Consider the following 25415-nt stretch of genomic DNA (forward strand, 5'->3'; position numbering starts at 1 on the left):
TCATGAAAATTGAACCGGTCGCTGCCCCGAAGACGACGATCCAGGTGATCGAGCGCATGGTCGCCCTGCTCGACGCCCTGGCCAAATATTCCGACCCGGTCAGCCTGAAGGAATTGTCAAAAGTTTCCGGTCTGCACCCCTCGACGGCGCACCGCATCCTCAACGACATGGTGCTGACGCGCTTTGTCGACCGCATCGAACCGGGCACGTACCGGCTGGGCATGCGCCTGCTGGAACTGGGCAATGTGGTGAAAAGCCGCCTCAGCGTGCGCGAAGCGGCGCTGGACTTCATGCGCCAGCTGCACAAGAAAACCCAGCAAACCATCAACCTGTCCGTGCGCCAGGGCGACGAGATCGTCTATATCGACCGCGCCTTTTCCGAACGCTCGGGCATGCAAGTCGTGCGCGCCATCGGCGGCCGCGGGCCATTGCACCTGACCTCGACGGGCAAATTGTTCCTCTCCGTCGACGAGCCGAAAGCCATCCGCGCCTACGCCACGCGCACGGGACTGGCTGGGCACAACAAGAATTCCATCACGGATCTGCAAAAGCTCGAGCGCGAACTGAGCCTGGTGCGCGAACGCGGCTATGCGCGCGACAATGAAGAGCTGGAACTGGGCGTGCGCTGCATGGCCGCCGGCATCCGCGACGATTCCGGCAAGCTGATCGCCGGCCTGTCGATCTCGGCCCCGGCCGACCGTCTGCAGGATGAGTGGCTGGTGGACCTGGTGGAAACGGCGAACCAGATTTCAGTGACTTTGGGGTTTATTCCTCAGGACTAAAGCTGGGGTCTGACCCGACGGGTCAGACCCCGGTCAACGCCGCCATGGACATTTTTAGCCGCCGGGCAAGCTCATGTTGGCAGGTTTCAATGCTTCCAGCCACTTGCGCATGCGTCCCGCATCGGCCGTACGCGACTGTTTACCCTTGGAATCAAGGAAAACCATGATCACGGCCCGTCCTTCGATGACGGCCTGCATCATCAAGCAACGTCCAGCCTCATTGATGAAGCCCGTCTTTTGCAGGCCGATCTCCCAGCCCGGGTTGGCCACCAGGTGATTCGTATTGCCGAACTGCATGGGCTGGCCGCTGGCTTCGACGATGGCTTTCGGGTCCGTCGAGTACTCGCGCAGCAACGGATGGCGGAAGGCGGCCATGGCCAGCTTGCCCAGGTCGCGCGCGCTGGCCACGTTCATCTTCGACAAGCCGCTGGAATCGACATAATGCGTATCCATCATGCCCAGCTGGCGCGCCTTGCTGTTCATGGCGTCGACAAAGGCCGGCAAGCCGCCCGGATAATTGCGACCCAACGCCGAGGCGGCGCGGTTTTCCGAGCTCATCAGGGCGATGTGCAGCATATTCGCGCGCGTCAATTGCGAGCCCACTTTCAGGCGCGAGCTGCTGAACTTGGCCCGGTCGACGTCCTCGTCCGTGATCGTCAGCAATTCATCCATGTCCTGGTGCGCTTCGACCACCACCAGGCCCGTCATCATCTTGGTGATGGAGGCGATGGGCAGGGCAACATTTGAATTCTTTTCAAACAGCACTTCCGAATTGTTCTGGTCCAGCACCAGCGCCACGCTCGATTTGAGGTCGAGCGGATCGCGCGTGAGGTTCAGGCCGGCCAGGTCGCCCATGGTGGGCATCGGCGCGGCCATGGGAACGGCCACGCTGCTGACCTTTTGATAGATGACCTTGCGTTTGCCGCGCACCATGACGACCCGGCGCACGGTCTTTTCGCGCGGTGCGGCCGTCGCGCCCTTGCGCAGCACGACTTTGACTTTCTTGGTGTTGTGTTTCTTGGAGGCTGAGGATTTGCCGTTCGCTTCCTTGGCGTGCACGGCCGCAGCCGGCGCCAGTGCAAACAGCAGGGAAGCCAGGACACCCAGCGCAAGTTTAAACTTAGCCATTCGATAATTCCCCGTGAAGCTGTTGCCTAATTGCAGTGTAGCGAAATGCAGAGTAATCGCAAGCCCATTTAACAGTTAGGACAGTATTTATTGCAGTACTGAAAGACAAATCGTTGGCGATCAGCAAACAAGCTCATCCTTAATCGGCTGTTTGCTTGTGCTCATCGCTGGCATGTCTATTTGTCCATGAATTTAACAAAGCCGGCCAGCGGCTCGCGTTCCGTGCTCAGGCGGTTTTCGATCTTGTCCGGATCGGCATAGCCGAGGGCCATGCCGCACACCACCATTTCGCTGGCCGGCACGTCCAGCTCGTCGCGGATGATGTCATGGTAATGGATGAAGGCTGCCTGCGGGCACGTGTCGAGCCCACGCGCGCGCGCCGCCAGCATGATGTTTTGCAAGAACATGCCATAGTCGAGCCAGGAACCCTGCTCCAGCACCCGCTCGATGGTAAAGATCAGGCCGACGGGCGCATCGAAAAACTGGAAATTGCGCCCATGCTGGGCCGCCATGCCGGCCGTATCGCCCCGCTCCAGGCCCAGCAGCTGGTACAGGTCCAGGCCGATCTTGCGCCGGCGCTCGATGAACGGCGCCGTCCACTGGCGCGGGTAATAGGTGTACGACGCCGTGCGGGCGGGCGCATCGGGCACTTTCGGCGCCGCATACGCTTCCAGGATGCGGCGCGACAGGCGCGCGCGCGCCTCGCCCGACAGCACATACACTTTCCACGGCTGCATGTTGGCACCCGAGGGCGCGCGCGCCGCCACCTCCAGGATGCGCGCGATATCGTCCTGCGCCACCGGCGTGGGCAAAAAGGCGCGGATAGAACGGCGCGACAGAATGACGGCGTCGACGGCTTGCTGCGCCGCCCGGGTTTCAGATGCTTGCTTGTTCACTGCCCTGCTCTCCTGCTATAGCTTATCTATTTCTTGACCACAAACACGACGCCGATCACGGCCACCAGCATGCCGGCGATGCCCAGCATATTGAATGCTTCGCCAAACATCAGCCAGGCCATCACGGCCGTCGTGGGCGGCGTCAGGTACAGCAAGCCCGTCACTTTCGTCGCGTCGCTGCGGCGGATCAGGGCGAACAGCAGGAAGATGGCGCCGATGGACAGCACGAGTACCGACCACAGCAAGGCGCCGATGAAGTTCGCCGTCCATTGCACATTGCTGAAATGCAGGTCCAGCCCTTCGAAATACAGGGCGAATGGCAAGACCACGACGATGGAAGCGGCAAACTGCACCACCGTGCCGGTGCGCAAGTCGAATTGCGGACAGTGGCGTTTTTGGTACATGGTGCCGGCCGTCATCGACAGCAAGGCGAATACGCACAGCAGCACGCTTTCCACGGTCAGGCCCACGAGGTTGATCTTCGCATACACGACGAGGGCCACGCCCAGCAAGCCAAAGAACAGGCCCAGCCACTGGCGCGGGCGCACGGATTCGCCGATCAGCGGTGCGGCGCAGGCCGTCAGCACGGGCTGCATGCCCACGATCAGCGCGGACAGGCCGGCCGGCATGCCCAGCTTGATGGCACACCAGACACCGGCCAGGTAACCGGCCTGCATCAAGATGCCGGCCACGGCGATCTGGCGGAACTGTCCCACGGGCCACGGCGCGCGCAACAGCAGCACCAGCGGCAGCAGAATCACCAGCACGCCCAGGAAACGCAGCAGCAAAAAGGTCAGCGGGGGGGCGTACGGCAGGCCAAACTTGGCCACGATAAAACCTGTGCTCCATAACAACACGAAGAAACCGGGCAAGGCCATCGGCGTCAGAGTGGTCAGAAGAGAGGCTTTGCCGCTGGCGCCAGCCGCGGCGGGAAGATTGGACATGGTATCAACTCGGGAAACAGGATCGGCACAGGGGCGCTGCGCCAGTGCGGGAGCCAAAGTCTAGCATGCTGCGCCGCAATCGTCCCCGTAGCCGCTGGAAACAATAGTTTAGACATAAACCATTGACACGCAGAAATCAAATATTTCTCTTTAGAAACAACGACTTTTGATCCAAATCTATTCAATTGTTGCATCGCACAAGAAACGCTTGACTTCGTTTTTTTTCACCGTAGAATAGAGTTTGTTGCGTTGCACAATTCTTGTTCAGCTTGAAAAATTTAGATTCACCTGCTTTCCCAAACGGTACACGCAGCATCAAATTAACCAGATTTCGATTTTTTGGAGATTTATATGTTTTCAATTCCTGAGCAATTTTCGTCCGCTACCAAAGCCAACCTGGAAGCCCAATTCGCCCTGTTCTCGTCGCTGACGGGCAAGGCCTTCGAAGGCATCGAAAAGATCGTCGAACTGAACCTGACGGCCGCCAAGGCGACCCTGGAAGAATCGACCGCCGCCGCCAAGCAATTGCTGTCGGCAAAAGATCCACAAGAATTCTTCTCGCTGAGCGCTGCTCAAGCCCAGCCTAGCGCCGAAAAAGCCATCGCTTACGGTCGTCACCTGGCTGCCATCACGTCCGGCACCCAAGCCGAGTTCAGCAAAGCAGCCGAATCGCAAATCGCTGAAACCAACCGCAAAGTGATTTCGCTGGTGGAAGAAGTCACCAAGAACGCGCCAGCCGGTTCGGAAAACGCCGTCGCCATCCTGAAAAGCGCCATCGGCAACGCCAATGCAGGCTACGAGCAATTCTCGAAAACCAGCAAGCAAGCCGTCGAAGCCATCGAAGCGAACCTGACGTCGGCCGTGAACCAGTTCACGCAAGCAGCTGAAAAAGTCGTGCCACGCGCTGCCGCCAAGTAATTCTTGCGTGACCGCTCCGGCGGTCCGCTGCACTGGCTCCTCCAGGCATCCATCCCGCACTTCCCCGACGGATGCCATTATGCCCCAGCCCAGCTGGGGCATTTTTTATGTCTGATCGTTCTTATTCCCCCAGATATGCCGCCTTCACGCGCGGGTCATCGAGCATGGCGGCCGCGTTGCCGCCCATGGTGACGAGGCCGGAATCCATCACATAGCCGCGGTGCGCCGCCTGCAGGGCCAAGCGGGCATTCTGTTCGACCAGCAAGATCGTGATGCCTTCGGACGACACCTTGCGGATCACCTCGAAAATTTTCTCGACCATGATGGGCGACAGGCCCATCGACGGCTCGTCGAGCAGCAGCAGCTTCGGATGGCTCATCAGGGCGCGCGCCATGGCCAGCATCTGCTGCTCGCCGCCCGACAGGGTGCCAGCCATCTGCGCCGCCCTTTCCTTGAGGCGGGGAAACACATCGAACCACTTGGCGATATCGTCCTCGACACCGGCCTTGTCCGTGCGCGTGTAGGCGCCCATCATGAGGTTTTCGCGGATCGACATGCGGGTGAATACGCCCCGCCCTTCCGGCACCATCGCCAGTTTCCTTTCCACCAGATGGAACGATTTCGTGCCCTTGAGCGTTTCGCCCAGGTAGCTGATCGTGCCCTCGACCTTGCAGGCAGGCAAAGTCCCCGTGATGGCTTTCAAGGTCGTCGTCTTGCCGGCGCCGTTCGCGCCGATCAGGGCGATCAGCTCGCCCTGGTTCACTTCCAGGTCGATGCCTTTCACCGCCTTGATACCGCCGTAGGCCACGTGCAAACCAGATACCTTCAATACATTCTTGTTTAAGCCATCGTTACTCATGCGTGCGATCCTCCCAGGTAAGCCTCGATGACGGCAGGATTTTGTTGTATTTCGGCCGGCAAGCCTTCCGCGATGCGCTTGCCGTATTCGAGCACCGTGATGCGGTCGCACAATCCCATCATCAGTTTCACGTCGTGCTCGATCAACAGCACGGTCTTGCCTTCGGCCTTGATTTTCACCAGCAACTCGCGCAGGGCCAGCTTTTCCGTCGCGTTCATGCCGGCCGCCGGTTCGTCGAGCGCCAGCAGGGTGGGATCGGTGGCCAGCGCGCGGGCGATTTCCAGGCGCCGCTGGTCGCCATACGACAAAAAGCGCGCCGTGCGGCTGGCGAACTGGGCGATGCCGACGAAGTCGAGCAGCTCCATGGCCCGCTTGCGGATCGATGCCTCTTCCTCGCGCGCCGCCTTGTGGCGGAAGATGGCGCCGAACACGCCCTGGTGCGAACGCACGTGGCGCCCCACCATGACGTTTTCCAGCGCCGTCATGTCGCCAAACAAACGGATGTTCTGGAAGGTGCGCGCAATGCCCGCCTTGGCCACCTTGTGCGGCGCGGATGGCGAATACGGCTTGCCGGCCAGCTCGAAAGTGCCCGTGTCGGGCTGGTACAGGCCGGTGATGACGTTGAAAAACGTCGTCTTGCCGGCGCCGTTCGGGCCGATCAAGCCATAGATCTGCCCTTGCCGGATGGTGATGCCCACGTCGGTGAGCGCCTGCAAGCCGCCAAAACGTTTATTCACGCCGGCAATATTGAGAATGATCTGTTCGCTCATGCTATCCCTCCCTTAAGCGGACACGACGCCGGTGGATTTGTTCGGCTGGTCGACGTCGTGGTCGGGCCGGTCTTCGTGCTTCGGCGATGGCCACAGGCCGGCAGGACGGTTGAGCATGATCAAGACCATGGCCAGGCCGTACAGCAACTGGCGCAGCACTTCCGCCTCGATCACCACGCGGCCGAACAGCGCCTGTTGGGCCGGTTCCACCACGTGGCGCAGCACTTCCGGTATCGAGGCGAGGATCACGCCGCCGAGGATCACGCCGGGGATGTGGCCGATGCCGCCCAGCACCACCATGGCCAGCACGGCGATCGATTCCGTCAGCGAAAACGATTCCGGCGAGACAAAACCCTGGAACGAGGCAAACATGGCACCGGCCACGCCGCCAAACGAGGCGCCCATGGAAAAGGCCAGCAGCTTGACGTTGCGCGTGTTGATGCCCATGGCCTTGGCGGCGATCTCGTCTTCGCGGATGGCCACCCAGGCACGGCCCAGGCGCGAATGCTGCAGGCGCTTGGTGACGAACACGACGGCGATACACAGGAACAGGAACAAAAAGTAATAGGCGTTCACGGACGGCATGGAAAAACCGGCCATCGTGACGGTGCTGTTGGTGCCTGCCTCGCCCGCCAGGTTGACGCCGAAGATGCGGATGGGGTCGATCAGATTGATGCCTTGCGGCCCGTTCGTGAAATTGATCGGGTCATTCAAATTGTTCATGAAGATGCGGATGATCTCGCCAAAGCCCAGGGTGACGATGGCCAGGTAGTCGCCGCGCAACTTAAGCGTCGGCGCGCCCAGCAGGGCGCCGAACAGGCCGGCCACGGCTGCGGCCAGGGGCACGATGATCCAGATCGACAAATGAATGCCGTTTTCGCGGATTTCCGGCCCCATCAGCTGCACCAGGGTTTCGCCCAGCACCGGATATTGATTGACCACCGATTCGAGCAGGATGGCGAACTGGGGCGACGCCAGCAAGGCCGTCAGATAGGCGCCCACGGCATAGAAGGCGATGTAGCCGAGGTCGAGCAGGCCGGCAAAGCCGACGACGATGTTCAAGCCCAGGGCCAGCATGATGTACAGCAAGGCCATGTCGATGATGCGCACCCACGAGTTGCCGAACTGGGCGGCAAAAAACGGGAACACCATCAGCAGCGCGGCCAGGCCCAGCATGCCGGCGTAGGCTTTGGTCGGATTTTTCTTAGCGTCAAAGTCGAGTAGTGCCATGATTTAATCTCCCAGTTTTACATCAGGCACGGTCGGCCACACGTTCGCCCATGATGCCGGACGGACGCAGGGTCAGCACGATGATCAGCACGACGAAGGCAAAGATGTCCTGGTAGTGGCTGCCCAGGAAGCCACCCGTGATGTCGCCGATATAGCCGGCGCCGAGGCTCTCGATAATGCCCAGCAAGATACCGCCCAGCATGGCGCCATAGATATTGCCGATACCGCCCAGCACAGCCGCGCAAAAGGCTTTCAGGCCGGGAATGGCGCCCATGGAAAATTGAATGGAGGCATAGTTGGCGCCCCACATCACGCCCGCCACGGCCGCCAGCGCGGCGCCGATGGCAAAGGTAGCCACGATGACCTTGTCGGAATCGACGCCCATCAGCCCTGCCACGCGGGGGTTTTCCGCCGTGGCGCGCATGGCGCGGCCCATCTTCGTTTTTTCCACCAGCAGCACCAGGCCGCCCATCGACAGCGCGGCCAGGGCCAGCAGCAGCACTTGCGTTTGCGAAATCACGGCGCCGCCTATGTTGATGGGGTCGGTCGACAGCAATTGCGGGAAGGGCAAGGGATTGCGCGTCCAGATCATCATGGCGAAGGTTTGCAGCAGGATGGAGACGCCGATGGCGGTAATCAGGGGGGCGAGGCGGGGGGCGTTGCGCAGGCGGCGGTAGGCGACCCGCTCGATGAGAATATTGACCAGGATACAGATGGGAATGGCGCCGAGGATGGCGGTGGCCAGTTTCAGGTAGCCGGGCCAGTCCGGCACATAAATACCCAGCAGCTTGAGGATGGTCAAGCCCACCATGGCACCGATCATGAGCACGTCGCCGTGGGCGAAGTTGATCAGGTTCAAAACGCCGTACACCATGGTGTAACCGAGGGCGACTAAGGCATACATGCTGCCCAACACCAAGCCGTTAATGATCTGCTGGATGAATGTATCCATGATTGCCCTATCAAATATGCATTTTCGGGAACAACTTCCGCCAGAACATGGGCCGCTGATACAAAAACGGCACCGGAGGAAGAATTCCTGCAGTGCCATCCCTGACCGTTCTCACCAGCATGGTGCACGCACTCAAAACGGGCGTGACCGTGCTTGGCTATAACGACAACACATTCAAGCTTGGAACAATCATAACGATCTTTTGCGAAAACTAAACTTGGAATAAAACGATCATTTCCGAATTAAATTCGGTTTTGAGGCGACTATTTCATCGATAGTCAGTCGCAGAACAGACTCAGGCGACGTCGCGCTTGATGCCGTCGAGGCCTTTCGGCATCGGGAACGTGACGGCTTCCTGCACCCCGTCGAGCGGACGCACGCTCTTCACGCCGCACTCTTTCAAGCGGTCGATAACGGCCTGCACCAGCACCTCGGGCGCCGAGGCGCCAGCCGTCACACCCACGCGCAGCTTGCCTTCCAGCCAGGCCGGGTCGATCTGCGAAGCATTGTCGACCATGTAGGCAGGCGTGCCCATCTTCTCGGCCACTTCGCGCAGACGGTTCGAATTCGAGCTGTTCGGGCTGCCGACGACGATCACCACTTCCACTTGCGGCGCCATGAATTTCACGGCTTCCTGACGGTTCGTGGTGGCGTAGCAAATGTCGCCTTTTTTCGGCTCGGCGATATTCGGATATTTCGCTTTCAAGGCCGCAATAATGTCGCTGGTGTCGTCAACTGACAACGTTGTTTGCGAAACATAGGCCAGGCTGTCCGGATTGGCAACCTGCAAGTTCGCCACATCGTCGAGCGTTTCCACCAGATGCATGCCCATATCGGCCTGGCCCATCGTGCCTTCGACCTCGGGATGGCCATCGTGGCCGATCATGATGATCTCGCGGCCTTCGCGGCGCATCTTGCCCACTTCCATGTGCACCTTGGTGACGAGCGGGCAAGTCGCGTCAAAAATGCTCAGGCCGCGCGATTCCGCCTCGGCACGCACGGCTTTCGACACGCCATGGGCGGAGAACACGAGCGTATTGCCAGCAGGCACGTCATCGAGGTCGTCGATGAAGATGGCGCCCTTGTTGCGCAAGTCGGCCACCACATAGGCGTTGTGGACGATTTCATGGCGCACGTAGATCGGCGCGCCAAATTGCTGCAAGGCGCGCTCGACGATTTCGATCGCCCGGTCGACGCCAGCGCAGAAACCGCGGGGCTGGGCCAGTAACAGTTCTTTATCCATCGCTACTCCTTACAGGACCGAAATGAGCTGGACTTCAAAACGCAGCGGCTGGCCGGCCAGCGGATGGTTGAAGTCGAACAGGGCCGAATCGTCGCGCATTTCGCGCAGCACGCCGGCAAAGCGGCCGCCGCCCGGCGCGGCGAAGTCGACCAGGTCGCCGATCTTGTAGTCGGCGCCCGGCACCGAGTTCTCGTCCAGCGTCGCGCGCGAGACGGACTGCACCAGCTCGGGATTGCGCTCGCCAAAGCCTTCGCCAGCGGCCAGCTCGAAGGTCTGGTGCGTGCCTTCTGACAAGCCCAGCAGACGCTGCTCGAGGAATGGCGCCAGCTGGCCCTGACCCAGCATCAAGGTCGCGGGATTTCCGCTGAAGGTCGTGACAATATCAGTACCGTCAACAGTAGCAAGACGATAATGCAGGGTGAGGTAAGCCGCTTCGGTGACGACTGCTGGTTGCTCGTTGGACATAGTAGTTTTCAGGTAACTGGTGCAAAACGATATTGTAAGCCACACTGGCCGCGCCTGCCCCATGGCTTCGTCAAAGAAGGCCATGCTGGGGCACGCGCCGATGACAAACAGGAGAACAGCATGGGCATCAAGGACTGGCCGGTCGGCGAACGGCCGCGCGAACGCCTGATCGAGGATGGCGCGCAATCGCTGTCGGACGCGGAATTGCTGGCCGTCTTCCTGCGCACGGGCGTGCGCGGCAAGAGCGCCGTGGAACTGGCGCGCGACACGGTCGAGCACTTCGGCTCCTTGCGGGGCCTGTTTGGCGCCAGCCTCGTGAGTTTTTCCGCCGTGCATGGCATGGGCAGCGCCAAGTTTGCCCAACTGCAAGCCGTGCTGGAACTGGCGCGGCGCGCCATCATCGAGGACTTGCAGGCCGGCCAGGCCCTCAATTCGCCGCACGCCGTCAAAGACTATTTGCGCCTGACGCTGGGCAACCTGGCGCATGAAGCGTTTCACGTGTTGTTTTTGGACGTCAAGAACCGCTTGATCACCACCCAGGAAATGTTTCGCGGCACCCTCACCCACACCAGCGTGTATCCGCGCGAAGTGGTCAAGCAGGCGCTGCTGCACAACGCGGCCAGCGTCATGCTGGCGCACAACCATCCGTCCGGCACCCCCGAGCCCAGCGAATCGGATCTGTTACTGACGCGCGCGCTGATGCAAGCGTTGTCGCTGGTCGACGTGCGCATCCTCGACCATTTCATCGTGGCCGGACGGCAAGTACATTCGTTCGCGGAACATGGACAAATCTAGGCCAGAGCCCGCTACAGCGCAGTTAACCATGTGTAAACAAGGACATACGTGACAAGGGCAGCAGGCTTGCCTAGCAGTAAACAACGCTGTTTACAAGTGCTTTTCCCCATGAGGAAAGGTAAAAGCCAAATTGTTAAATTATATCAACACAACATGACACAATTGTTTTTCGCAAGTCATTGATAAATCTGCTTATTTTGGATATACTCTCGTTTTTCCAATTTGGAATATCTTTAAGGAGTGCGCCATGGCACGTGTTTGCCAAGTCACTGGGAAGAAGCCGATGGTCGGCAACAATGTTTCCCATGCAAACAACAAAACCAAACGTCGTTTTTTGCCTAACTTGCAGAATCGTCGTATTTTTGTTGAATCTGAAAACCGCTGGGTCTCCCTGCGTTTGTCCAACGCCGGTCTGCGCGTCATCGATAAAGTCGGCATCGACGCCGTATTGGTCGATATGCGCGCTCGTGGCGAAAAAGTCTAATTAGCAGAATAAGGGAGCTATCATGGCAAAATCAGGCCGCGACAAAATCAAGTTAGAATCGACCGCCGGTACGGGTCACTTCTACACGACCACCAAAAACAAGCGTACGACGCCTGCGAAAATGGAGATCATGAAATTCGATCCTAAAGCACGCAAGCACGTCACGTACAAAGAAACCAAAATCAAGTAATTGATATTGTGTTCTGTAAAAAGAGCCGCTCCGATGAGCGGTTTTTTTTCGCCCTGCTTTTTACGCCCTTCCCTTTCCCTTTTGCCTGAACGAAAAAAAAGCCCTGGAAACCAGGGCTTTCATGTGCGGCAGCAGCTTACTCAGGCATAGCTGCGCAGGCGCAAGGAAAAATCCTGCAGCGACTTGATGCCCGACGCTTCGGCACGCGCGCACCAGTCTTGCAGCTTTTGCAGCAACTGTTCACGCGTAAAGTGCGAACGCTCCCAGATGGCACCCAGTTCCACGCGCATGTGGTGCATGGTTTCCAGCGCCTTGCTGTGCTGGAACAATTCGGACAGTTGCTCGTGGTGCGCATCGGCCAGCTTGCCCGGTTCGCGCTGCATCAGCTTGCGCGACGACTTCAGGAAGCGCTTTTCCAGCTCGGCCTTGTGCTTCAGGTGTTCCAGTTCTTCTTTCCAGGCATGCTTGATCGATTTTGCATACTTGGCCATCACGTCATAGCGGTTGGCGATGACGGACTGCAAGGTCTCGAAGTCCGCTTCCAGCTTGCCATGGGAAAACTTCGGTTCCGGCGCCAGTTTTTTCACCTTGGCCAGGCCCAGCATTTCCAGCGCGCGGATATACGCCCAGCCGATATCGATTTCATACCATTTCGACGACAGCTTGGCCGACGTCGCATACGTATGGTGATTGTTGTGCAACTCTTCGCCGCCGATCAAAATGCCGAAAGGAATGATGTTGGTGGCCGCGTCGGCGCAATCGTAGTTGCGGTAGCCCCAATAGTGGCCGATGCCATTGATGATGCCGGCCGCCGTGATCGGGATCCACACCATTTGCACGGCCCACACGGAAATGCCGATCACGCCGAACAGGACGAAGTTCACGAAGAACAGGATGACCACGCCCAGCCAGCTGTATTTGGTATACAGATTGCGTTCGATCCAGTCCGTCGGCGTGCCGTGACCGTACTTGGCCATGGTTTCCATGTTCTTCGATTCAGCACGGTACAGCTCGGCGCCTTCCCAGAACACTTTCTTGATGCCGCGCGTCACGGGGCTGTGCGGATCTTCTTCCGTATCGCACTTGGCATGGTGCTTGCGGTGGATAGCCGCCCACTCCTTGGTGACCTGGCCCGTCGTCAGCCACAGCCAGAAACGGAAGAAATGGCTGGGAATCGCATGCAATTCCAGCGCGCGGTGGGCCTGGTGGCGGTGCAGGTAAATCGTGACGCTGGCGATCGTGATATGCGTGACCACCATGGTGTACAGGAAAACTTGCCATGCGGACAGATCAGTAATGCCAGTTGCCATGAACTGCAAAACGTCGTGTAAAACGGAACTCAATGTCATTACTACTACTCCAAGTGGACAGGGCGAACGCACGGTCGCTCCAGTGACTCTGGAGGTCCGGCAGAGTTAATTTTAGGCGTGATTGTACGCCCTAATGGGTGCTATCAGGCAAAATCGGAGGCAGGCAGCGAGGTTAAGGCTGGGTGCCGGATGGGGCGGACTCACCGTCTGCCGCGCTGGCGAGCGGGGCAGGAGGCGTACCAACAATACGCAATTCGCGTTGCGGAAACGGTACAGTAACCTTATGTTCCTGCAAGGTGCGCCAGATGGCGCGGTTCACGTTCGACTTCACGCCGCCCGTGCCGTTTTCCGGATCCGCGATCCAGAAGCCGATCTGCACATCGAGGCCGTCGGCGCCGAAACGCACGAGGGTAGCCGATGGCGGATTACTTTGCGACACACGCGGCACCTTGGCCGTCGCCGCTTCCAGCAAGGGGAAGATGACGTCCAGGTCCGTTTCGTAACCCACCGACACGGCCGTCGACAGCCAGACCATGCGGTTGCTCAGCGACATGTTCTGCACGCCGCCGGAAATCAGCATTTCATTGGGCACGATGGATTCGACGCCATCGCCCCCCAGTAACACAGTATAGCGCGTATTGATCTGCGTGACCTTGCCCGTGAATTGGCCCACCGTGATCATGTCGCCGATGGTCAGGCTGCGGTCGAGCAGGATGATGAAACCGGACACGAAGTTGGCGGCGATCTTTTGCAAGCCAAAGCCCAGCGCCACGCCGAAGGCGCCGCCGAACACGGACAGCACCGTCAGGTCGATGCCCACGAGCGACAGGCTGACCAGCACGGAAACGAGGATCAGCACGGCGCGGCCCATGCGCGACAGCACCACGCGCAAGGACGTGTGCAGGCCCTGCATTTTCATCAGGCGCTCGTCGAGCGACGTGCCGGCCCACATGGCCAGCACCAGCAGCACGGCCACGGAAATAGCGGCTTGCAAGATGGCAGCCACGGATACTTTGTTGCGGCCCAGCGGCACGACGATACCTTCCAGGAAGGCATGCAGGTCCGGCCACAGGCCCGTGATGTACAGGGCCATGCCGGCCCACACCACGACCGTGAAGATCTTTTCCAACAACAACATGGTGGGACTGATCTCGCCATGGCGGGCAAAAATGCGGCGCAACACGTAAAAACCGAAGCGCACGAGCGCCATCGACGTGCACAGGGGAATCGCAATGCTGAGCAGATTCACCGACTGGAACTTGGCCAGGAAATGCTGTGCAATACCCAGCAGCATGGCCGCCAGCACGGGCGTCAGGATACGGATGAAGCTGTCCGTGCGCTGCAAGGTTTCCGGCGTGGCCGGCGTGGCGGCCGCTTCCGCCCGCTTGTGCAGGAACTCGCGCAACTGCCGCACCAGCAACCAGCTCAAGGCCAGGCAAGCGACGATGACCAGCGCCTGCCACAGGATGGCAGGTTGACGGAAATCGTCGACAAAGTCGGTGATCAGGTTGAGCAGCGGGGTTTCATTCATGGCGGTCGGAATCTGGAAGATGGTGCGGGGAGATCAAGGGGCGGGGCGCCCACAGCCTGTGCCAGACAGGCTGGCGCAAGTGCATGGCCACCGCTGCGATGCTGCGGCGGTGGCGCGTGAAAACTTACTCGGCTGCTTCAGCGTCAACGTCGTCGGCCGGTTTTTCATCGGCGTAGACTTTTTTCGGCATGACCTTGCGCTCGAACACGGCGGCGAAGAAGCCGTCGGTCTGGTGCAGGTGCGGCAACAATTTCAGGTAGTCGCCCATTTCCAGGTCGATCTTCTGTTCGGCCAGCACCTTGTTCATCGGCACCAGGGTGAAGTCCGGATGGGCTGCCAGGAATTGCTCGGCGATAAAATCGTTTTCTTCGTTCAGGAAGCTGCAGGTGGCGTACACCAGGCGGCCGCCGCCCTTGACCAGGCGCGCCGCGCCGGCCAGGATGGCTGCCTGCTTGGCTTGCAGCTCGACGATCGAGTTCGGCTGCTGGCGCCATTTCACGTCCGGATTACGGCGCAGGGTGCCCAGGCCGCTGCAGGGGGCATCGACCAGCACGCGGTCGATCTTGCCGGCCAGGCGCTTGATCTTGGCATCGCGCTCATGCGCGATCTGTACCGGATGCACGTTCGACAGGCCGCTGCGGGCCATGCGTGGCTTCAGCTTGGCCAGACGCTTTTCCGACACGTCGAATGCATACAAACGGCCCGTGTTGCGCATCAGCGCGCCCAGCGCAAGGGTCTTGCCGCCTGCGCCGGCACAGAAATCGACGACCATCTCGCCGCGCTTGGCGCCGACGATCTGCGACAGGATCTGGCTGCCCTCATCTTGCACTTCGATGGCGCCGCTCTGGAACAGGGGCAGGTTTTGCAATGATGGTTTTTTGATGACGCGCAAGCCCAGCGGCGCATATGGCGTCGGCGTGCTGAGGATAGGCGCTTCGGCCAAGGCCAGCATCACGTCGTCGCGCGTGGCCTTGAGCGAGTTCACGCGCAAGTCCAGCGGCGCCGGCGCGTTCAGCGCATCGGCCAGCTTCATGGTTTCCGCTTCGCCGAACTGGGCGATCAGCTTGTCGAACAGCCAGGTCGGCATGTTGGCGCGCATGTTCGCCGGCATCAGGCTGCGGTCGATCTGCGTGATGCGTTCCAGCCATTCCACTTCTTCTTCCGTCAGGCCGCCCAGCGAATCGGCGCCCACCGCTTCGGCCAGGCCGAGGATGGTCAGGCGGCGCATGGTCGGGCCACTGCCCGCTTCGGCGAAGTCCGTGAAGAACGATTTGTTGCGCAAGACGGCATAAATGCCTTCGGCGATGGCGCCGCGTTCGCGCGAACCGAGGCGCGGATGGTCGCGGAAATAGCGCGACAGGGTGGTGTCGGCCGGGGCCGTGAAACGTAAAATTTCGCGCAATACTTCTTCAGCATTGGCAAGTATCGCTGGTGGCAATCTCATTGTTATTCTTTCTAAAATATTTTATTGAGGGTCCACGCGGACCTGGCCATGCTCGACTGACAGTTTATCGTCAATGAACAGGCGGATGGCGCGCGGGTAAAGCAGATGTTCCTGTACCAGCACGCGCGCCGATAAGCTCTCTTCTGTGTCGCCTGGCAAGACGGGGACTGTCGCACTCGCCACGGCCGGGCCATGATCGAGCTCGGCAGTCACGAAATGCACGGTCGCGCCGTGTTCCGTGACACCCGCCTCGAGCGCCTGGCGGTGTGTCGCCATGCCCGGGAACAGCGGCAGCAGCGACGGGTGGATGTTGAGCATGCGCCCGGCGTAATGCTCGACGAAGGGCGGCGTCAGGATGCGCATGAAACCGGCCAGCACGACCAGGTCGGGGGCGAAGCCGTCGATCACGGCTTGCAGCGCCGCATCGAACTGTTCTCGGCTGGCATAATCCTTGTTGGCAACGACTGCGGTCGCTATCCCATGTTCCGCGGCAAAAACCAATCCCTGGGCGTCGGCCCGGTTACTGATGACGGCGGCAATACGGGCGGGCCATTGCTCGGCTTGCGCCGCGCGCACGACCGCTTCCATGTTGCTGCCGCGTCCGGAAATGAGGATAACGATATTTTTCATAGCGCGCATTGTACCCGCTATGGCGATGCGAACCAAGAAAGGCCGACGATATTGTTGCGCCGCAACATGCTCGCGCAACAAGCGCTTCCACCGGACGAGGCTGCCTTTCAGGCCGGAAAAAGGCTGACTTTACGCTACTACAACGAGAGTAAGTATTTACTCGAAGGAATAGAAGACGCGGAACGGGACTTTCTTCTCGGCCCAGTAGTCGGCCGCGTCGCGGAACACGTCGAGCAGGATCTCGCGCGCCTCCTTGTCGAATTTTTGCGTATTTGGCAATTGCTCGAGCACGACCAGGAAACCCGTCTGCGTGCCTGCCTTGAACATGGTGTCCGTCAGGCACAGGCGCAGCGCATCGAAATTCTTCGCCAGGTTTTTCGGAAACAGGAATGCTTCTGCAATAATGCCGATGACTTGTTGTTTGGTCTGTCCAGCGTTGCAATGCGCATATAAAAAGTGCTGCCCGAGACGGATCGCCTCGTCTTGTAATTCGGTCACGCGGAAGGCACGGATGGACTGGACAAGGTTGGGCGGCACGGTTAGTAACAAACTCATTTTTCCCTCAAATCGACCTGTTATGTATGGATCTCTTCTAGCTGCTCTTCTTATTGCATCCCCGCACGCGGGTCAATGCGCACGCGGTGATTCGATCTGTATCAACTTTTATGCGATTCAGTGCGATTTTATATAAGCCATACGCGTATTAGGGTAACGTGTTGTCCTGCATGAATCAACCCGAATATGATGTCAAACGCAAGATTTGTTACAAACCGCTGGTTTCAAGTCATTTCAACATCTTGTATCGATTGAAAGTGCATGTTACAGACTGTGGGGCAAGGGGCTTGGGCTGTTACATTTTGTTGCCATGCGAAACACTTGCCCCGGCCTGGCGGGATTACTATAGTCCCAAGTTGTAAAAAATACCCTGAAAGATTCTCTAGATAACGAGGTTACAAATGAACTTGCAAGCCAAATTGATGATGTCAGCCCTTTGTATCGGTGCATTGCCACTCGCCCAGGCCGCCGACTTTGAAGATTTCGGCAAGGTCGTACGCGTCGTGCCGCAAGTGGAACAGATCAACCGTCCACGCCAGGAATGCCGTACGGAATACGTGCAAGTCCAGGCCCCGCCGCAACAGCGCAGCGCTGGCGGCTCCATCGTCGGCGGTATCGCCGGCGCCCTGCTCGGTAGCCAGGTCGGTGGCGGGAATGGCCGCACGGCCGCGGCCGCTGCGGGCGCGATTGCCGGCGCCGTCGTCGGCGACCGCGTCGACAACCAGAACAACTACCAGGGCGGCGTGCAGGAACAAGCCGTCAAGCAATGCCGCCAGGTCGACCACTGGGAATCGCGCAACAATGGCTACCAGGTCACCTACGACTACCGCGGCCGCAACTACACGAGCATCATGTCCTACGATCCGGGCGAGCGCATCCGCTTGCGCGTATCGATCGAACCCGCTCAGCAGTAACACCTGACATAAGCTGCTGCGCGTCGGCATAGGCGGCCTGCGATGCTCACCGGCTCGGCGCCCCCGTACTAAGTACGGTTGCGCTTCTCGGCCACCTCTTCCTTCCGCTCGCGACGCTTCTGTCAGGCGTTGTTACTCATTATTAAAATGCCGATCCCTAAGGGTCGGCATTTTTTATGGCACGCTATAATGCGGCACACTTTCAGGCCGCCTTATGCTTATCAAACGAAAATCCATCGAACAAGTCGAATCCTCGCGCCCGGCGCGCAAGCCCCGCTATGCCCCTGTCACCCTGTCGGAAATGGATGGCGTGCGCTATCTGCATTTCGGCACGGAATGGGTGCAGGGCGCCATGCGCATCCGCAAGCCGGACTGGCCGGAACTCGAATACGCGCAGCAGATGATGGCGTGGATGCTGTGGATCGAACAGCCGCAGCGCCTCGCCCAGCTGGGCCTGGGCACGGCCGCGCTGACCAAGTTCTGCTACCGCCAGTTTCCGCAGGCGCAGGTCGAGGCCATCGAACTGAACCCGTCCGTCATCACCATCTGCGAATCGATGTTCAAGCTGCCGCCCAACGACGAGCGCCTGCACGTGCGCGAGATGGACGCGCTCGACTACGTCAACGATGACGCCCACCACGGCACCCTGGACGCCCTGCAGGTGGACCTGTACGACGCCACGGCGCGCGGTCCCGTGCTCGACAGCGCCGACTTCTATTCCGCCTGCTGCGCCTGCCTGACGCCGCACGGCATCATGACGGTCAACCTGTTCGGCGACCATCCCAGCTACGCGAAAAACATCAAGGCGATGAAGTTTGCGTTTGAACAGGTGATCTGCCTGCCGAAAGTCCATGATGGGAACGTGGTGGCGATCGCGTTCAAGACCAAAGTGGCACTCGATACCGAAGCGCAAGCCGCCCTGCTCGAGCGCGCAAAGCAGATCGTCGCCGAGACCAAGCTGCCCGCCAAATCCTGGGTCAAGGGCATCGTCAGCACCCTGTAAGCGCCGGTTTATCCAGGCAAGGCCGGCAGCCCGGAAAGGCGCCGGCCATGCCCGCTACCCCTCCTCCTCCCCTTGTCAACACGCCTCTGCAACTGCCGCAACTGCTGGCCTGGCTGCAGGAAGACGGCTTGCTCGACGCGGCGCAAGCGGCCGCCATCGACGCCCAGGCCGCGCTGTTGCCCGCGCCGCCCTTGCATCCGCTGTGCAGCATTGCCCACGGCGCGCTGACGCTCGACACCCTGTGCGCCTGGCTGGCGCAACGCTCCAGCTTGCCCTATGTGCGCATCGATCCCCTGCACATCGATTTCAGCCAGGTGGCCGACGTCATGACGGCCAGCTATGCGGCCCGTTTCAACATCCTGCCCGTGGAAAGCACGCTTGACCGCATCGTCATCGCCACGGCCCAGCCGTATGCGCTCGCCTGGCAGGCGCAATTGGGAAACCTGGCGCCGCGCAAGCTGAGCCTCGTCATCGCCAACCCGCTGCACATCGCCGACGCCATCGCGCAATTTTTCAGCCTGGCCAGTTCCGTCAAGGTGGCCCGGCAAGCGTCCACGCAAGACCTGGCGCTGCGCCAGAATGTCGAGCAGCTGGTGGAACTGGGGCGCAACAAGACCAGCGTCGACGCCAACGACCAGCACGTCGTGCGCATCGTCGACTGGCTGTGGCAATACGCGTTTGCCCAGCGCGCTTCCGACATCCATCTGGAACCGAAGCGCGACGCGGGCCTCGTGCGCCTGCGCATCGACGGCCGCCTGCACCAGGCCTATCAATTGCCGCCCGTCGTGCTGCTGGCCATGACGGCGCGCATCAAGTTACTCGGACGCATGGACGTGGTGGAAAAGCGCCGTCCGCAAGATGGCCGCATCAAGACGCGCAATGCGCAGGGCCAGGAAGTCGAACTGCGCCTGTCGACCTTGCCCACGGCCTTCGGAGAAAAACTCGTCATGCGCATCTTCGACCCGGAAGTGGCCGTCAAGAGCCTGGCAGAACTGGGCTTTCCGCCCGCGGATGCCGAGCGCTGGCGCCAGCTGACGGCGCGCACGCACGGCATCGTGCTGGTGACGGGGCCAACCGGCTCGGGCAAGACCAGCACCCTGTACAGCACCTTGAAGGCGCTGGCCGGCAGCGAAGTCAATGTGTGCACGGTGGAAGACCCCATCGAAATGGTCGAACCGGCCTTCAACCAGATGCAGGTGCAGGCCGAACTGTCGTTTGCCGATGGCGTGCGGGCGCTGATGCGGCAAGATCCCGACATCATCATGGTGGGCGAAATCCGCGACCTGGCCACGGCCGAGATGGCCATCCAGGCCGCGCTGACGGGCCATTTGGTGCTGTCGACCCTGCACACCAATGACGCCCCATCCGCCGTCATGCGCCTGCTGGAACTGGGCGTACCCGCCTATCTGCTGGAAGCGTGCCTGATCGGCGTGCTGGCGCAGCGATTGCTGCGCTGCCTGTGTCCGGACTGCAAACAGCTGGACGCCGCCCCCGACGCCGCTGCCTGGCAGCGCCTGACGGGCGGCCAGATGGAGCGGCCGGCCACCGCGTACCGCCCCGTCGGCTGCGCCCTGTGCCGGCACAGCGGCTACCTGGGGCGCGCCGGCATCTATGAACTGCTGAGCGTGACGGAAACATTCGGCCAGCTGGTCAAGGCCGGCGCCGACCTGCAGGCGCTGCGACGCCAGAGCCTGCTCGACGGCATGACGCCGCTGCGCATCGCCGGCGCCCGCAAGGTCATCGATGGCACGACCAGCATCGACGAAGTGCAAAAGCTCACGGCTGCCCTGCATTAACAGGCCAGCACTTTCTCGCAGGAATGCTTTGCATTCTTTTTCAACTGATATATAATGCGGCCTCTTTCGGGTCGTTAGCTCAGCTGGTAGAGCAGCGGACTTTTAATCCGTTGGTCGCAGGTTCGAATCCCGCACGGCCTACCACGAATGCGCAGTACTAAAAAGCCCATCCTCACGGATGGGCTTTTTTCGTTTCCGGCCCTCGCGGTTATACTGGTTCTTCGTCTTGCCAGCCCTGAAAGAAACGCATGAAACTTGCCGCCACCCTGCTACTTGCCACCGCCTGCCTGTCCGCCCAGGCGCAGCCGCCCATCGTCCTCGATGGCCAGTACAGCGCGCGCACGGACGAGATGAGTTTGCAGATCATCGGCAACCGCGTCTGCTTCGCACCCGACAAGGCGCAGTGGGGCCGTTTACCCCGCCCTGCCGCCACGCATGATGCGTGGTTTTGTTTTTCCAACGATGGCGAGGCGCGCCGGCTGCTGCGCGTGCCCGCGCGCCAGGCCGACAATTGCGGCTGGCAGGCGCGTGCCCGCATCATCATCGATACCTATCAACCGTATGTCGAGCAAGGCGACGGCAACGACATGGCGCGCCTGGCCTCGGTGGTGAAGGTGGCGCAGCCGAACGCCATCGCCTGCGAATAATCAGTTTAGCTCGGTCAGTCGAGTTCGTACTCCTGCAGATAGCGGGCAAACAGTTCCCCATCGGACAACGGACACGCAAACCCCGCGCCCCAATCGGCCAGCAGCAAACGCTCTTTCAAGGGCAGCAGCAACAGCTCGGGCATGGCGTCGCTGCACCACAGATCGCACACGATGCCCTTGTCGTCCAGGCCGGCAAACAGGGTCTCCGTGTTCTCGCCGCCAAAGGCCAGCACGTTCTTGCATTCCACGCGGTAGGTGCTGTAGCCCGTGTACACGGCGTCATAGGGCGGCAAGACATCGGCCAGCGCCAGCCGCAGCTGTTCAGCCGTGAGACCCAGCGCGCCCATCTGCGACGGCGGCGCCTCGGGCACGTACATTTGCGTCCAGCCGGCGCCGCTGCGGTGCGCGTCGGCAAACGCCTCTTGCTCGCCCATCTGCGTCAGACAGTGCTGCAAATTATCGAGCGGCAGCAGTTCGATCATGCAAAAATCGTCTTCGTGGTAGTACGCTTCCCGCATGCTTCAATTCTCCAGCAAATCTTGCAGTTGCACATTGCGCCGCGACGTCAGCATGGCCGCCCAGGTCTCGCTCGTCACGGATGGATAGCGCACGGCGCCAAAGTTCATCCAGGCATCGCGGTAGGCGAGCCACAGGCGCTGGGTGGCGCGGATGCCATCCTTGCCCACGGCGCCCGCATGGGTTTGCGCCGGCTTTTTCATCAGCTTGCCGTAGATGGCGTTGAGCTCCTTGTCCAGCGCCGCCGCCTGCTCCTTGGACACGCCGGCCGGCAGCTTGCCCGCTTCGTATTCGCGCAAATCGTGGGCCAGCAAATCGAGCTCCGCCGTGCGGGCGGCGATGCTCAGGGCGGCGCGCGCCGTGCCGCTCAAGTCCGTTTCATTGGCCGCGCGCGCATCGGCAAACTTGCTTGCCGCCGCCTGCAGTTTTTGCAGCGACGCTTGCGCCGCGGCAGGCATTGCTTCGCTGACCTTGCCTGTCGCCTGCGTGCGCACTCTTTGTTTCTGGCGCGCATCGATGGCGCTGCACACGCCCATCATGTAGCCGCTCGTGATGTCGTCGCACAGGTCGATCATGCCGCGACCGCTGGCATTAATCTGCTGCAAGTGTTCGATGCGGCCCCGCATCTCGGCCGGGGCCGCATCGATGCTGCATGCATACTTGAGCGCCAGCAACGGGTCTTTTTGCACGCCCAGTCCATTCTGGTACAACATCATCAGGACGGCGCTGTTTTGCGTAGCCATGGCGCAATGGCGCGCGGGACGCCAGTCAGCCGGCTTGGGCGAGGACATACTCTTGGTATCGTAATACAGGTCCGTTGCCTGGCATTGCTGCAAGGATGCCACGGCGGACGGCGCCGGCAAGTCGGCCGGCGGCGGCGCCGCATCCTTGACCTTCAGGCAACCCGCATACCAGGCCGTGCTTTCCGCGTGACCGACGCCCATGGCGCTCGTGTTCGGGTAGGGAGCGGGCGCAGCGGCAAAAACCGGGGCAGTCAGCAGGCAGCTCGCGCCCAGCAATATCGTTTTCAATAAAGGTAGACTAATTTTCATGGTCGGCCCAAGGTCGCGTCAGTAAAAGAACAAGTTTAACTGATCAGCCATGGCGCACCCGCGCGATATGTTGCCATCCCGCCTGGTAAGTAACGGTACACAGCCTTGGCAGTGGGGGAAAGCATGGGCAATAATATTGCCCGCTGTACTTTTTTCACTACTCCGGACCACGCCCATGACCTCACCCCGTCTTCGCCGCTCCCTCGGCTCGCTGCTGATCGCAGCGGCCTGCGCCTCGCTTGCCCATGCCGCCGATACCAAAGCCACCACCCCAGTTGCCGCCGCGCAAACGCAAGCCAAACACGCCATCACGCATGAAGATGTGTGGCTGATGAAACGGGTGGGCGCGCCCGTCGCCAGCCCCGACGGGCGATGGGCCGTGTTTTCCGTGGTCGACAGCGCCTACGATAGCAAGGAGCAATGGTCGGACCTGTGGATCAAGTCGCTGCTGGATGACAGCCCCGCGCGCCGCCTGAGCTATTCCAAGGGTGGCGAAAGCGCCGTGGCCTGGTCGCCGGACAGCCGCCAGCTGGTCTTCGTTGCCAAGCGCGACGGCGATGAAGCGGGCCAGATTTACCGCCTCGACGTGGCAGCCGGCGGCGAAGCGCAACGGCTGACCTCGCTCACCCTGGGCGCGCGCATGCCGAAATGGAGTCCGGATGGCAAGCAATTGCTGTTCATCAGCGATATCTATCCAGGCAACAAGACGGAAGCCGACGTCAAGCAAAGCGCGAAAGAACGCAAGGACCGCAAGTACAGCGCCCGCTCGTATGAAACGACGGCGCCCCGCTATTTCGACAAATGGCTGACCGACAAGCAGGTGCGCCTGTTCGTCATGGATGCGCAAGCGGACGCCAAGCCGCGCGACATCCTGTCGGGCACGCAACTGGCGGCCCTGCCGGGCTTTGGCGGCGGCCAGGGCGACGAAGGGCAATCGCTGGACGCCATCTGGACGCCGGACGGCAAGGCCGTCGTCTTCAGCGCGGCCACCAACCACGACGCGGCCCAGCGCGAAGCCGTCGTTTCGCAGCTGTATCTGCTGCCCGTGGCCGGTGGCGAAGCGCAGCGTTTGACGCAAGACAAGCACAGCTATGGCTCCCTGAAATTCGCCGCCGATGGCAAGACCCTGTTCGCCCTGAGCGATGCGGAAACGCCAGGCAAGGTGTATGACGTGAAGCGCCTGGCCAGTTTCGCCTGGCCGATGAGCGATCCGGCACCGACGATATTGACGGCCAAGCTGGACCGTTCGATTTCGCGCTACGTGCTGCCCGAAGGCGGCAAGCGCGTCGTCTTCAGCTATGAACATGCGGGCCTGGAAAAGCTGTACTCGATCGATGCCAAGGGCGGCGACGTGCGCGAAGAGCCATCCTTGCCGACGGGCACCATCAACTCGCTGAGCAGCGGCGGCAAGGCCATCGTGGGCGTGTGGGAGTCGTCCATCAACCCGCCGGAAATCTATGTCTTCAACGGCAAGCAGCCGAAGCGCCTGACGGCCTTCAACACGGACAAGGCCGATAAAATCGACTGGCAGGCGCCCGAGCACTTCTGGTTCACGACGGCTGACGGCCGCCAGATCCACAACATGCTCGTCAAGCCGGCCAACTTCGACCCGAACAAGAAATACCCGCTGTTTACCGTCATCCATGGCGGCGCGGCCAGTATGTGGCGCGACCAGTTCGTGCTGCGCTGGAACTATCATTTGCTGGCCAAGCCAGGCTATGTCGTGCTGCTGACCGACTACAAGGGTTCCACCGGCTATGGCGAGGAATTTTCGCGCTCGATCCAGTTCGATCCCTTGAAGGGTCCGGGCGATGAAGTCAACCAGGGCGTCGATGAAGCCATCAAGAAATATCCCTTCATTGATGGCACGAAACTGGCCGCCGGCGGTGCCAGCTATGGCGGCCACCTGGCCAATTGGCTGCAAGCGACCACCACGCGCTACAAGGCCATCGTCTCGCACGCGGGCGAAATGGACTTGATCATGCAATGGGGCACCAGCGATGGCGGTTTCGGCCGTGAAACCAATGCAGGCGGCCCTGTGTGGTCGAACCTGCCCGTGTGGCGCGAGCAAAGCCCCATCATGCAAGCGGGCAACCACGAAAAAGGCACGGGTTTCACGACGCCGATCCTGATCACCGTGGGCGAGCTCGATTACCGCGTGCCGGCCAACAACGCCTTGATGAACTTTGCCGTGCAACAGCGTCTGAACGTGCCGGCAAAACTGCTCGTGTTCCCGGACGAAAACCACTGGATCTTGAAGGGCGAGAACAGCCGTTTCTTCTATAGCGAAGTCGAAGGCTGGCTGGCCAAGTACTTGAAATAATCGCGCCGCACGCTACTTGAAAAGCCAGGCTCCGCACG

26 protein-coding genes and 1 tRNA gene are annotated in these 25415 nt (G+C 60.5%); 11 read left to right on the plus strand and 16 right to left on the minus strand.

The window, feature by feature from the left end; translation table 11 throughout:
- Positions 1-2: 2 nt before the first annotated feature.
- On the plus strand, positions 3-782 hold the full coding sequence (locus tag BLU39_RS06670) for an IclR family transcriptional regulator (RefSeq protein WP_046685991.1): 780 nt from the start codon (positions 3-5) through the stop codon (positions 780-782).
- A 54-nt stretch (positions 783-836) separates the two neighbouring features.
- Here the strand turns inward: BLU39_RS06670 and pbpG are convergent, their stop codons facing one another.
- From pbpG to BLU39_RS06685, 3 genes are all read right to left on the minus strand, one after another.
- Entirely contained in the window at positions 837-1910 is a 1074-nt protein-coding gene (gene pbpG, locus BLU39_RS06675) for a D-alanyl-D-alanine endopeptidase (RefSeq protein ID WP_092711189.1), read from the minus strand.
- A gap of 176 nt (positions 1911-2086) precedes the next feature.
- Entirely contained in the window at positions 2087-2806 is a 720-nt protein-coding gene (locus tag BLU39_RS06680) for a nitroreductase (RefSeq protein WP_092711191.1), read from the minus strand.
- A 26-nt stretch (positions 2807-2832) separates the two neighbouring features.
- The gene (locus tag BLU39_RS06685; protein ID WP_254788910.1) at positions 2833-3684 is read right to left on the minus strand and encodes a DMT family transporter; all 852 of its coding nucleotides are present in this window, start codon (positions 3682-3684) and stop codon (positions 2833-2835) included.
- Between the two features lie 417 nt (positions 3685-4101).
- Between BLU39_RS06685 and BLU39_RS06690 the strand changes: the two genes are divergently transcribed.
- On the plus strand, positions 4102-4668 hold the full coding sequence (locus BLU39_RS06690; RefSeq protein WP_092711195.1) for a phasin family protein: 567 nt from the start codon (positions 4102-4104) through the stop codon (positions 4666-4668).
- Positions 4669-4789: 121 nt separating this feature from the next.
- Here the strand turns inward: BLU39_RS06690 and BLU39_RS06695 are convergent, their stop codons facing one another.
- From BLU39_RS06695 to BLU39_RS06720, 6 genes are all read right to left on the minus strand, one after another.
- Positions 4790-5527, minus strand: coding sequence for an ABC transporter ATP-binding protein (locus BLU39_RS06695; RefSeq protein ID WP_092711197.1), 738 nt, complete (start codon positions 5525-5527; stop codon positions 4790-4792).
- Positions 5524-6297: an ABC transporter ATP-binding protein gene (locus BLU39_RS06700; RefSeq protein WP_034785170.1), complete on the minus strand. Its 774-nt coding sequence runs from the start codon at positions 6295-6297 to the stop codon at positions 5524-5526. Before BLU39_RS06700 ends, BLU39_RS06695 begins: the two co-directional genes overlap by 4 nt.
- 12 nt (positions 6298-6309) lie before the next feature.
- On the minus strand, positions 6310-7527 hold the full coding sequence (locus BLU39_RS06705) for an ABC transporter permease subunit (protein WP_092711199.1): 1218 nt from the start codon (positions 7525-7527) through the stop codon (positions 6310-6312).
- 22 nt (positions 7528-7549) lie between these two features.
- Complete coding sequence (locus tag BLU39_RS06710; RefSeq protein ID WP_092711201.1) at positions 7550-8479, minus strand: branched-chain amino acid ABC transporter permease; 930 nt, start codon at positions 8477-8479, stop codon at positions 7550-7552.
- Positions 8480-8774: 295 nt separating this feature from the next.
- A complete protein-coding gene (ispH, locus tag BLU39_RS06715; RefSeq protein WP_092711203.1) occupies positions 8775-9722 on the minus strand; it encodes a 4-hydroxy-3-methylbut-2-enyl diphosphate reductase in 948 nt (315 codons plus the stop codon).
- Positions 9723-9731: 9 nt separating this feature from the next.
- A complete protein-coding gene (locus BLU39_RS06720; protein ID WP_092711205.1) occupies positions 9732-10187 on the minus strand; it encodes an FKBP-type peptidyl-prolyl cis-trans isomerase in 456 nt (151 codons plus the stop codon).
- Between the two features lie 120 nt (positions 10188-10307).
- Between BLU39_RS06720 and radC the strand changes: the two genes are divergently transcribed.
- The 3 genes from radC to rpmG all read left to right on the plus strand — a co-directional run bounded on the left by radC (position 10308) and on the right by rpmG (position 11656).
- Positions 10308-10982: a RadC family protein gene (radC, locus tag BLU39_RS06725; protein WP_092711207.1), complete on the plus strand. Its 675-nt coding sequence runs from the start codon at positions 10308-10310 to the stop codon at positions 10980-10982.
- 247 nt (positions 10983-11229) lie between these two features.
- Entirely contained in the window at positions 11230-11466 is a 237-nt protein-coding gene (gene rpmB / locus BLU39_RS06730) for a 50S ribosomal protein L28 (protein WP_010400928.1), read from the plus strand.
- Between the two features lie 22 nt (positions 11467-11488).
- Positions 11489-11656, plus strand: a complete 168-nt coding sequence (gene rpmG, locus BLU39_RS06735; protein WP_010400929.1) for a 50S ribosomal protein L33 — start codon at positions 11489-11491, stop codon at positions 11654-11656.
- Positions 11657-11796: 140 nt separating this feature from the next.
- Here rpmG and BLU39_RS06740 read toward each other — a convergent pair whose 3' ends face one another.
- The 5 genes from BLU39_RS06740 to BLU39_RS06760 all read right to left on the minus strand — a co-directional run bounded on the left by BLU39_RS06740 (position 11797) and on the right by BLU39_RS06760 (position 17126).
- Complete coding sequence (locus BLU39_RS06740; protein WP_092711209.1) at positions 11797-13005, minus strand: DesA family fatty acid desaturase; 1209 nt, start codon at positions 13003-13005, stop codon at positions 11797-11799.
- A gap of 133 nt (positions 13006-13138) precedes the next feature.
- Positions 13139-14497 (minus strand): mechanosensitive ion channel family protein, encoded by a 1359-nt coding sequence (locus tag BLU39_RS06745; RefSeq protein WP_092711211.1) that lies wholly within the window; start codon positions 14495-14497, stop codon positions 13139-13141.
- A gap of 124 nt (positions 14498-14621) precedes the next feature.
- Positions 14622-15941, minus strand: coding sequence for an RsmB/NOP family class I SAM-dependent RNA methyltransferase (locus BLU39_RS06750; RefSeq protein ID WP_092711213.1), 1320 nt, complete (start codon positions 15939-15941; stop codon positions 14622-14624).
- Positions 15942-15962: 21 nt separating this feature from the next.
- The gene (purN, locus tag BLU39_RS06755; RefSeq protein ID WP_092711215.1) at positions 15963-16571 is read right to left on the minus strand and encodes a phosphoribosylglycinamide formyltransferase; all 609 of its coding nucleotides are present in this window, start codon (positions 16569-16571) and stop codon (positions 15963-15965) included.
- Positions 16572-16727: 156 nt separating this feature from the next.
- A complete protein-coding gene (locus BLU39_RS06760) occupies positions 16728-17126 on the minus strand; it encodes a barstar family protein (protein ID WP_034747450.1) in 399 nt (132 codons plus the stop codon).
- Positions 17127-17527: 401 nt separating this feature from the next.
- Here BLU39_RS06760 and BLU39_RS06765 point away from each other — a divergent pair, with 401 nt between their 5' ends.
- The 5 genes from BLU39_RS06765 (at position 17528) to BLU39_RS06785 (ending at position 21486) form a co-directional block, all read left to right on the plus strand.
- Positions 17528-18040: a glycine zipper 2TM domain-containing protein gene (locus BLU39_RS06765; RefSeq protein ID WP_034747447.1), complete on the plus strand. Its 513-nt coding sequence runs from the start codon at positions 17528-17530 to the stop codon at positions 18038-18040.
- A 214-nt stretch (positions 18041-18254) separates the two neighbouring features.
- The gene (locus tag BLU39_RS06770; protein WP_092711217.1) at positions 18255-19043 is read left to right on the plus strand and encodes a class I SAM-dependent methyltransferase; all 789 of its coding nucleotides are present in this window, start codon (positions 18255-18257) and stop codon (positions 19041-19043) included.
- A gap of 47 nt (positions 19044-19090) precedes the next feature.
- A complete protein-coding gene (locus tag BLU39_RS06775; RefSeq protein WP_254788903.1) occupies positions 19091-20839 on the plus strand; it encodes a GspE/PulE family protein in 1749 nt (582 codons plus the stop codon).
- 68 nt (positions 20840-20907) lie between these two features.
- Positions 20908-20983: transfer RNA gene (locus BLU39_RS06780), tRNA-Lys, on the plus strand.
- A gap of 104 nt (positions 20984-21087) precedes the next feature.
- Positions 21088-21486: a hypothetical protein gene (locus BLU39_RS06785; RefSeq protein ID WP_092711219.1), complete on the plus strand. Its 399-nt coding sequence runs from the start codon at positions 21088-21090 to the stop codon at positions 21484-21486.
- Between the two features lie 14 nt (positions 21487-21500).
- Here BLU39_RS06785 and BLU39_RS06790 read toward each other — a convergent pair whose 3' ends face one another.
- Positions 21501-22004, minus strand: a complete 504-nt coding sequence (locus BLU39_RS06790; protein WP_092711221.1) for a hypothetical protein — start codon at positions 22002-22004, stop codon at positions 21501-21503.
- 3 nt (positions 22005-22007) lie between these two features.
- Entirely contained in the window at positions 22008-23054 is a 1047-nt protein-coding gene (locus BLU39_RS28785) for a lysozyme inhibitor LprI family protein (RefSeq protein WP_092711223.1), read from the minus strand.
- A gap of 175 nt (positions 23055-23229) precedes the next feature.
- On the opposite strand from BLU39_RS28785, the gene BLU39_RS06800 reads away from it, so the two are divergent.
- A complete protein-coding gene (locus tag BLU39_RS06800) occupies positions 23230-25377 on the plus strand; it encodes an alpha/beta hydrolase family protein (protein ID WP_092711225.1) in 2148 nt (715 codons plus the stop codon).
- Positions 25378-25415: the final 38 nt, after the last annotated feature.

This window comes from Janthinobacterium sp. OK676 (genome assembly GCF_900103595.1).
Taxonomy (GTDB): Bacteria; Pseudomonadota; Gammaproteobacteria; order Burkholderiales; family Burkholderiaceae_D; genus Janthinobacterium.

Coding starts and splice junctions, on each gene's coding strand:
- BLU39_RS06800 (WP_092711225.1), top strand. CDS start 23,230: ATGACCTCACCCCGTCTTCGCCGCTCCCTCGGCTCGCTGCTGATCGCA.
- rpmG (WP_010400929.1), top strand. CDS start 11,489: ATGGCAAAATCAGGCCGCGACAAAATCAAGTTAGAATCGACCGCCGGT.
- BLU39_RS06750 (WP_092711213.1), bottom strand. CDS start 15,941: ATGAGATTGCCACCAGCGATACTTGCCAATGCTGAAGAAGTATTGCGC.
- BLU39_RS06740 (WP_092711209.1), bottom strand. CDS start 13,005: ATGACATTGAGTTCCGTTTTACACGACGTTTTGCAGTTCATGGCAACT.
- BLU39_RS06685 (WP_254788910.1), bottom strand. CDS start 3,684: ATGGCCTTGCCCGGTTTCTTCGTGTTGTTATGGAGCACAGGTTTTATC.
- BLU39_RS06695 (WP_092711197.1), bottom strand. CDS start 5,527: ATGAGTAACGATGGCTTAAACAAGAATGTATTGAAGGTATCTGGTTTG.
- pbpG (WP_092711189.1), bottom strand. CDS start 1,910: ATGGCTAAGTTTAAACTTGCGCTGGGTGTCCTGGCTTCCCTGCTGTTT.
- BLU39_RS06705 (WP_092711199.1), bottom strand. CDS start 7,527: ATGGCACTACTCGACTTTGACGCTAAGAAAAATCCGACCAAAGCCTAC.
- BLU39_RS06790 (WP_092711221.1), bottom strand. CDS start 22,004: ATGCGGGAAGCGTACTACCACGAAGACGATTTTTGCATGATCGAACTG.
- BLU39_RS06775 (WP_254788903.1), top strand. CDS start 19,091: ATGCCCGCTACCCCTCCTCCTCCCCTTGTCAACACGCCTCTGCAACTG.
- BLU39_RS06710 (WP_092711201.1), bottom strand. CDS start 8,479: ATGGATACATTCATCCAGCAGATCATTAACGGCTTGGTGTTGGGCAGC.
- BLU39_RS06720 (WP_092711205.1), bottom strand. CDS start 10,187: ATGTCCAACGAGCAACCAGCAGTCGTCACCGAAGCGGCTTACCTCACC.
- BLU39_RS28785 (WP_092711223.1), bottom strand. CDS start 23,054: ATGAAAATTAGTCTACCTTTATTGAAAACGATATTGCTGGGCGCGAGC.
- purN (WP_092711215.1), bottom strand. CDS start 16,571: ATGAAAAATATCGTTATCCTCATTTCCGGACGCGGCAGCAACATGGAA.
- BLU39_RS06700 (WP_034785170.1), bottom strand. CDS start 6,297: ATGAGCGAACAGATCATTCTCAATATTGCCGGCGTGAATAAACGTTTT.
- BLU39_RS06690 (WP_092711195.1), top strand. CDS start 4,102: ATGTTTTCAATTCCTGAGCAATTTTCGTCCGCTACCAAAGCCAACCTG.
- BLU39_RS06760 (WP_034747450.1), bottom strand. CDS start 17,126: ATGAGTTTGTTACTAACCGTGCCGCCCAACCTTGTCCAGTCCATCCGT.
- radC (WP_092711207.1), top strand. CDS start 10,308: ATGGGCATCAAGGACTGGCCGGTCGGCGAACGGCCGCGCGAACGCCTG.
- rpmB (WP_010400928.1), top strand. CDS start 11,230: ATGGCACGTGTTTGCCAAGTCACTGGGAAGAAGCCGATGGTCGGCAAC.
- BLU39_RS06745 (WP_092711211.1), bottom strand. CDS start 14,497: ATGAATGAAACCCCGCTGCTCAACCTGATCACCGACTTTGTCGACGAT.
- BLU39_RS06670 (WP_046685991.1), top strand. CDS start 3: ATGAAAATTGAACCGGTCGCTGCCCCGAAGACGACGATCCAGGTGATC.
- ispH (WP_092711203.1), bottom strand. CDS start 9,722: ATGGATAAAGAACTGTTACTGGCCCAGCCCCGCGGTTTCTGCGCTGGC.
- BLU39_RS06765 (WP_034747447.1), top strand. CDS start 17,528: ATGAACTTGCAAGCCAAATTGATGATGTCAGCCCTTTGTATCGGTGCA.
- BLU39_RS06770 (WP_092711217.1), top strand. CDS start 18,255: ATGCTTATCAAACGAAAATCCATCGAACAAGTCGAATCCTCGCGCCCG.
- BLU39_RS06785 (WP_092711219.1), top strand. CDS start 21,088: ATGAAACTTGCCGCCACCCTGCTACTTGCCACCGCCTGCCTGTCCGCC.